The organism is Moorena sp. SIO4A1 (assembly GCF_010672065.1).
In the GTDB taxonomy this organism is placed as follows: Bacteria; Cyanobacteriota; Cyanobacteriia; order Cyanobacteriales; family Coleofasciculaceae; genus Moorena.
In genome coordinates this window covers 66,137-78,539 of the sequence record NZ_JAAHHX010000030.1, presented here as the reverse complement: position 1 = coordinate 78,539, position 12,403 = coordinate 66,137, and the positions used below count along the sequence as shown (strand labels likewise).

The following is a 12,403-nucleotide window of genomic DNA, read 5'->3' as shown; positions in this document are numbered from 1 at the left end:
TGTACTTACTCCAATTCAATATCTTATATTTGGTCTTGGCGGTTGCTTCTGTCATGGCTAAGGGGAAGCTCTATTTTTCTCTCTATAGATTATCTCACTCAACTCATACTCTTTATGCAACAAAGCCATTCTCACCCTAAAAAAGCGAAAAAGAACACAGCTTAACCTTGATTTTTAGATTAAAGTTTTTGATTTCAGCTATTTTTAATGGCCTGGATTGTTTTTTGCTGATTTTTTATATTCTAAAGTAGAGGTGTTAATTTTTGAAAATATTTGACGAAATAGTTATGATTTTTTATATTAATTTTTAATTTAAAATTTCGTAAAAATTCCGTATAATTGCGGTATAAATAATAGATAAAAAATACTTTTGATAATTTTTATAAAAAATTGTCTTTTGCTTGCCTCCCTTGATAAGGGCGCTAATGCTGGGATTGCTTTTAGCTTTTGCCTTCATCAATCAAGTTATACCAATTCGAGAAATTATAGCTAAACATCAATTTCATCTCCCCATCTCCTCATCTCTCCATCTCCTCATCTCCCCATCTGCATCTGTAGTCTACCTTTGAAGAATTGATATTACTTTATGACGCACATTCCGCACTACATTGTGTAGTTCTAAAAGATTACGAATTTTGGGAATTTTGCCATGGGGCTTACGCCGCCCGAAGGGCTAATCGCAAATCGTTGACTAATCCTGAGTATTTATACTTAGGATTATAAGCCAGGATAATATATTAATTTATTTATAAATAAATTAATATATTAAGTTCGTTCAAAAATAAACGGTGCTACATTAAGAAATGCTAAAAAATATCCCATCGTTGCTCCAACTAGATGGGATAAAAATTTACAAAAATTTACATAGCTATAAAAACTTTGGTTCGACTACTGATAAGCATTGGGTTATCACCAAATGGGCTGATCAGCGACATACTGATAGCGTCCGTCAAAAGCTCAGTCCCAAATTCGGTCACCTTCCCTGGTTTATCCAGATTTGCGGCTAGAATAAAACAGCTGTGAGGGGGGAGGCAGAAATGGGGGAGTGGGTATGAAAAGTTTTTTCAAAACTGGCAACTATGCAATGAAAATGCACAATAGCTTAATTGCACAACCCGAGTAGGACGTTAATCACCTTACTGTCTATGTTATCATAAAAGACGAGTATAGGTATCGGTTGCAGTTTTTGTTTTCAGTGTTGACAGGTTTCTTCTGTTTCATATTGCTAAGCATGCCTCCGAAATTTCTATCTCTACATAAATCAAATTTTGGAGATATTGTATGTCTGTCTACGTTGGTAACCTTGCACGTGAGGTGACAGAAGAGGATCTGAAATCTGTGTTTGAAGAATATGGTCAAATCAAGCGAATTCACATGCCCACCGATCGCGAAACAGGTCGCTTCAGGGGCTTTGCTTTTGTGGAAATGAACACAGAGGAGGAAGAAGCGAAGGCCATTGAAGACCTTGATGGAGCTGAATGGATGGGGCGCGAACTCAAAGTCAATAAAGCCAAGCCTCGCGAAAAAAGAAACTCATTTGGGGGCGGTCGCAGAGGTGATAACTTCTCTCGTCGCTACTAAGCTCGCTTTGATCCAAATCAAAACCCAATTCTGAGATCTGAACGCAGGGCAGGGGTTTTCCCCCTGTCAAAATCTACGCTGCGCATCATAATTTAGGGAGTAATCCTGGTAGGGTAAAGGAAACCCAAACTCTAGTTGGAAGATACTAGTGTGCGTAGGATTGCTGTCTATAAGTGGATTGAAGGCATCTCAAACTCTTTGATTCAGACAAGTATGAACGTTTAAGACCTAGAGTAGGAAAACCCAAATAGGCAGTGTTCAGATCGAGAATCACACTAGTTGTAGTGTGTGAGTTAACCAACAATATCATTAATTCCACGGCTCATAGCTAAAGTTAGTTTTAAGGGAGATATTGTAGCAAACTCTCCAGGCTGAAGCGTGGAGGTAAACCATCACAGTCCACTTGACAAGGAGTAAGGAAAAAATAAGGATTTGAGAGCCTGCTTTTGGCAGGCTTGATTCCGATTTCCTTGCCATAGACGAGTGCAGGCTATCCAGGTGCAAGATTATGATTTTCAACGGACTTGAGATATCAGCCATTCGTTTTAAAAACTGGCCAGATGCCAACACCTTCCGTCAGTTGTAGGAGTTTTGTCAGTCAATCAGAGGTTTGCCCTGTCCTGTACTTATGGGATGAATGATGACTTGTTATTCGACCACGGAAGCGATCAAAACAGGAGGACATTGAATGACCCAAGTGGTGGTTGGTGAAAATGAGCACTTAGAGTCAGCCCTACGTCGATTTAAGCGAAAAGTCTCCCAAGCTGGCATCTTTGCCGATATGAAAAAGAATCGTCATTTTGAGACATTTGCACAAAAACGCAAACGTAAAGAAATTGCGAGACATCGGGAACGTCGAAGACTCCGAAACCGTCGAAGACGGTTCTAGCAGGGTAGGGCTTTAGTCCCCTGCTTAACTTTTCTATAGCAATCGGTGTTGGAGTTGTCAGAGTGCGATTACTCCTGTACCATTACCGATTACCGGTTGCCTATTCCCGTTACCCATTACCCAAAACAACCTTGGATTATGAACACTAGTGCGGCTCTTTCTTACTCATACCCCTCTAGTTTCTAGAGGGGTATGAGTAAGGGGATTCGTGAGGAAAATCCTCAAAAATCCTAACTGTTTTGCGGATGTGGGTGAAAACCCCACCCTTGAGGAGACAGTGCGATTCGTTGGCTATAAACCTTACCCACTAGGGTTCGGGGAACTAGCCGCAAGGCTTATATGAACCTTGACAACTTGATAACCATGTTGGTGTAAATCCAACCCTCCCGGAATCGGAGTGACAGCCCTACCCCCATTTATAGAAACTAACAAGTCTATAGATGAACGCAGGGGTCGAATAGTGAAGCCGAACCAATCCAGGTGAAGTTAGTAACAGGCAAGGGACTCATGGATACGAGAGAAAGGTATGTTGAATCATCGTGACAAGGGTGTGGCGAAATGGATTGATACGCCACAGACAAAAGTCAAAGAAGATTCTGGATAGCTGGTTTGTCTCCCAACTATCGATTCCCAACAACACTTCCGGTGAATAGTACCATCTTAAAAGTCCAAATAATGGTTATCAGGAACGAAGTAACCCCCATAGGTACTCTCAGTAAGGTCGATTACTGAGTAGGTAGTTAGCCGCAAGTCTTACGGGGGCAAGATTGAGCTCAGTTGCCAACGCCCAAGGTAACACTTAGGATATGCTGACGGACTCACGTTATAGGAAAAGAAATAGTTGTGAGACTTTAACTAGCATAGTAGTACAAATGAACGGGTAACTTCGGCCTAGATGCTTATTTCGAACCTTTTTTTCTTGCGCTTACCCTGGAACTTCGGCTCTGGAAAGAACCGGGAATAGGGAATTACAGCAGTTTTACAGATCTGATTTTACAGATCTGAGTGGGTAAGTCCTGAGTAGGTAAAAGGCTTGTATGGTGGCATGGTATGCCCCTATTACCCCCCTAAAAAAGCTGGGTAAACAAGAGGCTTACATCCATAGTCTTTACAAATGACTAATTACTAACTGATTTTTTCCAAATTACCAACATTACACCGCAGATAATCAAACCCAACCCCACGGCACGGCTAGCGGGGATGGTTTCCTTAAAGAAAAAATAGCCCATCAGTACGGAGAAGACGTAAGTCAAGGATACTGAAGGACCAGCAACGCTGAGATTTACCCGCGTCAGCAACAAAATGTATGCCAGTGCCCCTAAACCATAACAACTTAGCCCTGCTATAATTTCTGGGGTCTTGGGTATACTGAATATCTGATCTAGCCAATTGCTAGCGTTAACTTTATCCAGCTTTTCGGCTCCAGTTTTGAGCAAGAACTGTCCAGTAGCACTGGTTAGGACTGACATTAAGAAAAGACTAAATTCTGCTAGAGTCACGAATATCTCAGAATTATAAGTGGTCGATGCTTCTTAATCCGATTGCTATTTTGATGTTATAGGCTTCAACCTTATGGAGCGATTAGTTATTGTGATTGCTCCTAAAATAGTGTTAGGAGATTGATTTTAAGTATTTATGGCTACTTCCAGCACTGCTACCTACACCGAAGAACAGATTTCAGCTTGGCTGCGGGGTTTATTTGCCGTTGCCTGGGCTGATGGTCACTTTGACCCAGAAGAACAAGAGGTTATGGCTCAAATCACCCAAGAGACATTGGCTCCTGGCACTGATTTGCAGTCTTTTGATAAACCCATTACTCCTGAAGAACTGGCAGCAGCTTTAGGTAAGGATAACACAACGGCAGAGAATTTTCTACGAACTGCTGTAATGGTAGCCTTGGCAGATGGGGTGTACTCTGCGACTGAAGCTGATGTTCTACACCAGTTCTGTGAAGCGCTAGGTCATAAGGTTGAGGCTCTTGAATCACTGCAGGTAACTCTTTATGACGGTAAGGCAACTGAGCAAAGCGATTCTGCTGATGCCTTAGCTCAAGAACCAGGAAGTTCTGACCATCCCCATTCGGATATTCTACAGCCAATGCGGGATTGGTTAGATGGTATGGATGTTAATGACCCACGGGTCGCTCGATTTATGTGTAAACTGATTCCTTCTCAGTGTCCGTTTGAACGGGACGTGAAGCTATTTAATCACAAAATCGTCCACATCCCACCGATGTGTAAGCTTAATCCTCTCTATGATCAGTTAGTCGGCTTGCGCTTCCGGGCTTTATCTTATTTAGCCGATGATTGTGGTGAAGATGTTTCAGCATATTTATAAGTGGTGATTGGTGATTGGTGATTAGTCATTAGTCATTAGTCATTGGTCATTAGTAGTTAGATTAATTAAGGGTAATCGGTTCAACTGACTGATGTCAAGAAAACACTAAGGACTAAGACCTAAGCACTAAGGACTAAAAACTAATTATGCAATTTATCGACCAAGCAGAAATTGAAGTTGTAGCTGGTAACGGGGGCGATGGAATTGTGGCGTTTCGGCGGGAAAAGTATGTTCCTGCTGGAGGACCGGCGGGGGGTAATGGTGGTCGGGGGGGTAGCGTGATTTTCAATGCTATCGAGCACCTGCAAACATTGCTAGATTTCAAATACGCCCATTGCTTTCGAGCTGAGAATGGGGGTCGGGGAGGCCCTAATAATCGGACGGGAAAAAATGGTAGCGATCGCATTATTGAAGTTCCCTGTGGCACGGTTGTCTACAATGCTGACACGGGAGAAATGCTGGGGGATTTGGTGAAACCTCAGCAAATGCTTTGTATTGCCAAAGGCGGTAAAGGAGGTTTGGGAAATCGGCATTTCCTGAGTAATCACAATCGCGCACCAGAGCATGCGTTACCTGGACTACCTGGAGAGCAACTGAGGTTACGCTTGGAGTTGAAGTTACTGGCGGAAGTAGGCATTATTGGTCTACCTAATGCTGGTAAGTCTACTCTGATTTCAGCACTGTCAGCGGCACGACCCAAGATAGCCAATTACCCCTTTACCACTTTGATTCCGAATTTAGGTGTGGTTCGTAAACCAACTGGGGATGGTACTGTATTTGCTGACATTCCTGGGTTGATTGCTGGAGCTCATCAAGGTATTGGTCTGGGTCACGACTTCCTACGTCATATCGAACGCACTCGGTTGTTACTGCATTTGATTGATATTACTGCTGCTGACCCGATTGCTGATTATCAAACCATTCAACAGGAGTTACAAGCCTATGGCAGAGAATTGCCAGAACGTCCCCAAATTCTTGCCCTTAATAAGGTAGATGCGGTTGATCAAGACATGATCGATGAGGTGTCTACTTACCTAAATCAGCTTACTCAGGTACCAGTTTTTTCAATTTCAGCTGTTGCTAAAATCGGCTTGGATGCTTTGTTATCGAAAATCTGGCAATCTCTAGATCAGTTGTCAGTAGCAGATTGCTCAAAGGCAGCAGTCAACCTTCAACAGTCAACTTTCAAGGTTTAACCGGTAATTAATAAATAACTAATTATAAATTGCTAATTATTCAAGTAGTCATAGGCTTGTCGAGAAATGGTGCGAATCAGTTTTTCGGCACTGGCATCATTAAAGGGGCGTTTGACCATTACGCTGATAATGTAACGCTTGCCGTTGGGCATTTTTACTAAACCTACATCGGCCAGAAGTCGGCCAAGGGTGCCAGTTTTATGGGCAATGGTGGCACCATTACCTAGTCCTTGGGGTAATAGTGTGTTGGTCTTAGTTTGGATCATGATATCGATCAGGTCAGTACGAGATTGGGGAGAAATCCACTTACCTTGCTCAAGGTGAAAAATCAAACTAGCCAGTTCTCTTGGGCTAGTGGTGTTTGTTCCTGGCAAATCTGGTAGGGGGTTGCGCAGTACAGTTTTTTTCAAACCCCAAGAGCGGAATCGTTGATTGAGAACTTCGATGCCACCAAGACGTTCAATCAGCATATTCGTAGCAGTGTTATCACTAATGGTGATCATTTTGGTGGCTACTTCCAGAGCTTTGTACTGTTTGCCTGGTTTTTGATATTGCATGTTTCCAGAACCACCAGCAATCATCTCTGGTTTCATGGTTATATATTCATCTAAGAAAACTTTGCCTGCATCTACATCCTGAAAGAAAGCAATTAGAATTGGTAACTTAATGGTGCTAGCAGCAGGAAAAATGAGACGGCTATTTGATTCTAGGAAAGCACCGGTATCGAGATCATGGATGAAGATTCCGGGTTGCAATTGGGGGTGTTGCTTTACTAGAGTTTGAATTTGTTTTTGTAAGGGAGATTTGTTGAGCAGCAGGGGTGTCAATTGAGAACTAATTGTCTGACTCAAAGTCTGCTGGACTTCAATTGGAGCATTGTCTGTGGTTTTGGTAGATGGTTGGCTAGCAGTACCCAAGCTCGATAATACGGTACCTGCGATCGCTCCGAGACCAATTCCTACAATCAGCAAACGGATAATCAAAATCCATAGCCTGGTAGAGGAGTTTTCGGAACGGCGCTCTCGGCGAGTTCTCCGAATTTGTACAGATTGGTGATTGGGGGTTGGGAGGGGTAGTCTAGCTTTTAGTTGGCTTGTTTTGGAGGATTTAGGGGATAAATCAGCAACTAATTCTGGCTGAGGACGTTGCCGAATTGGATTACGAGAATTGGTTATGGTGGGCAAGGATGAGGACGCTCGTGTAGCAAAGGGATTGAGTCTTCTACGAAGGTTTGGTAACTGGGGTGTTCGGTATGCTACCCTCAGCTGGGATTGACTGGAGGGAATTGTAGAAGAGTTTGGTGAACGGGATAGACGAGCACGGGTACGCGGGGTAGGTGGCGGAGTTGACCGAGATTTATGTGATTTTGCGGATGAGCTTTGGCGGCGCGCTTTCTGTTTTGGTTGGGATTTGGAGGGTTTAATCTCCTTAGTTTGTGGCTGTTTACTAAGGTGGCGACGCGGGCGGCGGCGGGAGGAGGTTGGTTTCTGTTGTTTTTCCACTGCTGAATCTTAGGCTGAGGTTAACCAGATACATAAAACCCGAAAAAATCGGCTAGTTCTCGGAATTTTCTGAGTATGGTCTAATGATAAGGGAGAGAACTTTAATGGATATAGCAGTATCAAACTTCGCTTTCAGTTTTTCGTGAGTGTTCCGATTACAGAGTTTTGATCTAGTACCAACAGTTGAAGCGCCCATCTATCAAACCTCCAATAGAACCTATGCAAGCCTATTTTAGGACTGGTTTGGTTTTGATGGATCATCTACCCCAGACTTTGGTAAAAATTGTAGCGCCCATTCTACCTGGCGGAGCATTCCTCTGAGCATGTTGATCTCTTCTGTGGTAGGGGTTGCTCGGTTTAATAGACGTCGCAGCTTTTCCATCCGTGCTGCTTTGGTATGGGGATAAAGATAACCAATGTTCAATAATAAGGCTTCTAGATGCTTAGAGTAGCGTTCTATCTGGTCCAAAAGAGCAGAATCTTGGTAGGGGGGAGCGGGGGATAAGGGTTGACTTGGGACCGGTGATGGCTGCTGTGTACTTTGATAAAGTTGATATTGATAAAGTTCATAACAGCAAACTGTTACGGCTTGGGCTAGGTTTAAGACTGGATAGGTGGAACTAGTGGGAATCCGGACAAACCGCTGAGCATGATTGAGTTCATCATTGCTCAATCCCCTAGATTCAGGGCCAAAAATCAGGGCAGAGGTTACGCCAGCTGACAATAACCAGGGTAAGGCGGTTCTGGGATGTTCGAGAGTAGTGGGGATGGCGCGGCTACGAGCAGTGGTTGCGATCGCTCTTTGACACCCGACTAAGCCATCTGGTATGGTTGCTACCACTTGGGCTTTTTCTAAGATATCTACCCCGTGCACTGCCATCTGCTGTGCTTCTTGGCTGAGATGGTCACACTGAGGATTCACTAGCACCAGCTGGGATAACCCCATATTTTTGATCACTCGCGCTACAGAACCCACATTCAATGGACCAGCGGGTTCTACTAAAACAATCCTGACTCCCATATACATTTTCAAGGTTGAAGGTTGTTCTTGCCCAGGCGTCCCTTGTCGGGTAGGTTGAAGGGTAACCTTCAACCACAAAACAGTTGCACCATTTGTGCAAGTTCAGGACTTAGGCAAAACTGGGCAACAAACACGCTGATGGTATAGGGTGCGTTATTAAGGCACCCTACAGGTAGAGTCGCTGCTTCAGTCCTGCTTCCTCTTTTCCCTGCTGATGGGGAAGGGACTGCATCAAGACATGGTGCTATCTTTGAGGGCAACTTTGCTATTAACCACTTGATATTAACGTGAGTTGGACTCAAGTCTGGACTAAAAATTCCTCTGGATCAGTATCCCAATTTACCCAGCGAATTGCCTCACGGGCTGATTCTACATGAGGCGGCACTCGCATAATGTGAACAAAGTTGGTGCTAGGACAAGTCATCTTGAGTAGAAAAATTGGCTCGATATCGATATCGTTATTAATTTTTAATAGGGTGTATTCTTGCCAGGAATCCAATCCCTGTGCTTCTAGGTCTTGGCAAATTCGGGCGTAACCAATTCCTTCAATGAGGACTCGCCTAAGTTCAGCGTTGGGTTCTTCTAAAAGCCACCCTGCTTGCCACTGGTTGGGGTTGACTGTCCCGTATTTTTCTGGTAGCGTCACGCCGTGATAGGAGTATAAGCTGAAACCATCAGCAAATTCCATGGCTGGCTGTCCTTCTCTATGAAGGCGGTGTTGAGTGTCAAATGAGAGCTTGGTTGGGCGATCGCAAACGAAGCAGATTTTTTCAAATGGGAACATCCAACTACAGTGTTTGACTAGGGATTGGAATATTTCCCATGTGGTTTGATGGTGAGGGCAATTTAGGACGGAAATATAAAAGTCAAACCGACTACTGTCAATACTCCAGTATAAGGGTGACATGAATAGTCTCAATTCAGTCCCAAGTTGTTCAAGTACTTGCAAGCCCAGTCGAATTCGCTGTTGACTAACTGTTGAGGTATCTAGTTCATATAACAATTGGTTTTGCAATTGCCTGTGTAGTTGGGTTCCCATGGAAGTGTCCAAGGGTTGCCACAGTTTCTCTTCAAGTTGACGGCTAATCCGTTTAATGTTAAGCTTTCGCCCGAGTTGGTAGAGTAGCTCTTGTTGGAGTTCTTTGCCGAGTTGGGTGTTGAGATGTTGCCGTAGTTGATTGATTAATTGACTCTCCAGTCTTGGCTGGAGTTGACTCTTTAGTTGGCTGTCAATGTGTTGCTGGAGTTGATTGAGGAGAATTTTAAAAAAACCGTAAGGGCTATCACAAAAAACAATATCTGGTACTGGTTTGCCAATGGCTGTATAGGCAGCGTTTATGGCTAATGTTGCTTCGTGACGATCAACGGCTCCAGTCAATAAAGATAAATTGTACCATTTTTCTTGATAATTTGAAATTAAAGTCTCTTGCTCTGGGGTAAGATGTTTGATGTTGGGTTGCCACATATCGCCATACCTGTGTTTGATATTCCGATTAAATCCCGATTTGAGAATAGTGCTGAGTGCTGAGTGCTGAGTGCTGAGTGCTGAGTTTAGTAAGTGGGGGAGTGTTTTCATCCAACGCTAGTTAGCTACGAGTTATGGGATCTAATTAGTTATTCAGGTTAAGCTGGGTGTTTTTATGCTAAAGTCTGTTTTTTTGTAACAATTCTTCACAAATTAGTCAGCTGTCAGGTAATGCGCTACGCGCACGCTACGCGAACAGCTATAAGCTATAAGCTTGTGTTTGACTACTTAGGATTGAGGATTAACTAATATGGCTCTTCGGTACCTGTTATGCTAAACTGCTAAATTACATTAAATAAACCTACTACGTTATATAGCTTTGATATTTTGATAGTTGATTTTTTAGGCTAAATTAGCATACTAATTACGGAAGAACCCCCCTCTCGATCAATCATCGCTGTATTCTAAAACGCTATATTTTTGGCAAGGGGTCTTAAGATAGCTACGATAATAAATTACTTGTAGCTCATCAAAATTACCTAAGCATGAACTGCTTTCCCCTATCCCGCAAACACTGTTCAACTACCAAATTTCTAGCTTTATTCCTCTGTAGCTGCTTCCTAATTATTAGTTGTGGTGGTTCTCCTAGCAATCAACAGACAGGCTCATCCAGCAGCAGTAACAGTAATAGACTCACTATCGGTACTACCCTAAAACCGAGAACCCTCGATCCAGCCGATGCCTACGAACTAGCAGCTAGTAACATCCATTACAGCTTAGGCGATCGCCTTTATACCTACAAGCTGGGTACCTCAGAATTAGTGCCACAACTGGCAACTGCTATGCCTACCATCAGCAAGGATGGCTTAACTTACACCATTCCCCTACGCCAAGGTGTAGTCTTTCATGATAACACCCCATTTAACGCTGAAGCCATGGCATTTTCCTTGCGTCGGTTTATCGAAAATGGTGGCAAGCCCTCTTCTCTACTCGAAGGTTTGGTAGATTCGATTGAACCCTCTGGAGAATACGAACTGACGATTAAACTCAAAAATCCCTTCGCTGCCTTTCCAGCACTGTTAGCTTTCTCTGGAACTTGTGCTGTTTCTCCCAATGCCTATGAAATTGGTAGTGGTAAATTTCAACCGACCAAATTTGTAGGCACTGGTCCTTATAAACTAGTCAAGTTTAGTCCTAATGGGATTCGCCTAGATGTGTTTGAAGACTATTGGGGTAAAAAACCTGCCAATCAGGGATTAAACGTTCAAATCCTCACCAATTCCGCTAATTTATTCAATTCCATCAAAACTGGTGCTGTAGACATTGGTTATCAAAGTTTAGATCCCGATCAAATCCTCAGTTTGCAAAAAGGAGCAGCATCTGGGGGTTGGCAAGTCATAGAATCTCCCAGCAATAATATTAACTACATGGTGCTCAATACCCAGATGGCACCGTTGGATAAACCAGAAGTCAGACAAGCGATCGCTGCGATTGTTAATCGTAAACTGATCAACGAACGGGTGCTAAGAAACCAAGCTGCACCAGCCTTTAGTATCATTCCCACTAGCTTTGATGTTTCCAAGCCAACCTTTAAAGACGCCTACGGTGACGGTAATATTGCCAAAGCCAAAGAACTGCTAGCCAAAGCGGGATTTACTAAAGACAATCCGTTGACATTAGAAATTTGGTATTCCTCAGGTTCAGCAACCCGACAACAACTTGCCAGTCTTCTGAAAGAATATGCTGCCCAGGAACTTGGGGGAATTGTGGAAATCCAGCCCCAAACTGTGGAGTCAGCGAATTTCTTTGGCAATCTAGGTAAGGGAGTTTATCAGAGTGCCTTAGTCGATTGGTATCCTGACTTTTCTGACCCCGATAACTTTATTCAGCCCTTAGTCAGTTGTACTAAAGGTTCCCTTGGGAAAGGGTGTGAAGCTGGAGCCAGTCGCTCTCAGGGGTCGTTTTATTATAGCGATCGCATGAATGAACTGATTCAGCAACAGCGTCAGGAATCAGATCCAGCCGCCCGAAAGCAGATTTTTGCTGAGATCCAAGAACTGTTAGCAAAGGATGTACCCTTAATACCGTTATGGCAACCAAAGGAATATGCTTTTGCCCAGTCAGGGTTAAAGAATGTCCAGTTAGACCCAATTCAACAATTGCCACTGTGGGAGATTGATAAGGGAAATTAGGTTAACTGGCTGCCCCCGTGCTTTAAGCCGGGGGAAAGTTCAACCCCCCAAAGTTCTACTTCTGTTGGATTGACAAAATCCTCATTAACTGGTAGGTTTTGGTGAAAAGCAATATTAATAGGAATAAAGCCAAGTACAAAAGAACTGAAAAACATCACAGCAACCACATCAAGCTCACTGAAAGAATTTTGGTTTGACCCTTGAGAACGACTCATATTGA

Annotated in this window: 10 protein-coding genes; 5 read left to right on the top strand and 5 right to left on the bottom strand. The window is 43.3% G+C overall.

The features are described 5' to 3' along the window. Positions 1–1,281 precede the first annotated feature (1,281 nt). Positions 1,282–1,581 (top strand): RNA-binding protein, encoded by a 300-nt coding sequence (locus F6K53_RS20360; protein ID WP_293071047.1) that lies wholly within the window; start codon positions 1,282–1,284, stop codon positions 1,579–1,581. Between the two features lie 688 nt (positions 1,582–2,269). After that, positions 2,270–2,470: a 30S ribosomal protein S21 gene (gene rpsU / locus F6K53_RS20355; RefSeq protein ID WP_070394310.1), complete on the top strand. Its 201-nt coding sequence runs from the start codon at positions 2,270–2,272 to the stop codon at positions 2,468–2,470. A 1,118-nt stretch (positions 2,471–3,588) separates the two neighbouring features. Here rpsU and F6K53_RS20350 read toward each other — a convergent pair. After that, positions 3,589–3,969: an EamA family transporter gene (locus tag F6K53_RS20350; protein ID WP_293071045.1), complete on the bottom strand. Its 381-nt coding sequence runs from the start codon at positions 3,967–3,969 to the stop codon at positions 3,589–3,591. A gap of 136 nt (positions 3,970–4,105) precedes the next feature. Between F6K53_RS20350 and F6K53_RS20345 the strand changes: the two genes are divergently transcribed. Next, a complete protein-coding gene (locus F6K53_RS20345) occupies positions 4,106–4,807 on the top strand; it encodes a Mo-dependent nitrogenase C-terminal domain-containing protein (protein ID WP_293021081.1) in 702 nt (233 codons plus the stop codon). Positions 4,808–4,953: 146 nt separating this feature from the next. Then, a complete protein-coding gene (gene obgE / locus F6K53_RS20340; RefSeq protein ID WP_293071043.1) occupies positions 4,954–6,003 on the top strand; it encodes a GTPase ObgE in 1,050 nt (349 codons plus the stop codon). 32 nt (positions 6,004–6,035) lie between these two features. On the opposite strand, the gene F6K53_RS20335 is transcribed toward obgE, so the two are convergent. The 3 genes from F6K53_RS20335 to F6K53_RS20325 all read right to left on the bottom strand — a co-directional run bounded on the left by F6K53_RS20335 (position 6,036) and on the right by F6K53_RS20325 (position 10,102). Further along, positions 6,036–7,505 carry a serine hydrolase gene (locus F6K53_RS20335; RefSeq protein WP_293066422.1) on the bottom strand — a complete coding sequence of 490 codons (1,470 nt, stop codon included), beginning with the start codon at positions 7,503–7,505 and terminating at the stop codon, positions 6,036–6,038. A 232-nt stretch (positions 7,506–7,737) separates the two neighbouring features. Continuing rightward, positions 7,738–8,604 (bottom strand): RNA methyltransferase, encoded by an 867-nt coding sequence (locus F6K53_RS20330; RefSeq protein ID WP_364303921.1) that lies wholly within the window; start codon positions 8,602–8,604, stop codon positions 7,738–7,740. 220 nt (positions 8,605–8,824) lie between these two features. Further along, positions 8,825–10,102: a DUF6745 domain-containing protein gene (locus F6K53_RS20325; protein ID WP_293071041.1), complete on the bottom strand. Its 1,278-nt coding sequence runs from the start codon at positions 10,100–10,102 to the stop codon at positions 8,825–8,827. A 434-nt stretch (positions 10,103–10,536) separates the two neighbouring features. Between F6K53_RS20325 and F6K53_RS20320 the strand changes: the two genes are divergently transcribed. Then, the gene (locus F6K53_RS20320) at positions 10,537–12,183 is read left to right on the top strand and encodes an ABC transporter substrate-binding protein (RefSeq protein ID WP_293071039.1); all 1,647 of its coding nucleotides are present in this window, start codon (positions 10,537–10,539) and stop codon (positions 12,181–12,183) included. Here the strand turns inward: F6K53_RS20320 and F6K53_RS20315 are convergent. Beyond that, positions 12,180–12,398 (bottom strand): hypothetical protein, encoded by a 219-nt coding sequence (locus F6K53_RS20315; protein WP_293071037.1) that lies wholly within the window; start codon positions 12,396–12,398, stop codon positions 12,180–12,182. The two genes, F6K53_RS20320 and F6K53_RS20315, sit on opposite strands and share 4 nt — an antisense overlap. Between the last annotated feature and the right edge of the window lie 5 nt (positions 12,399–12,403).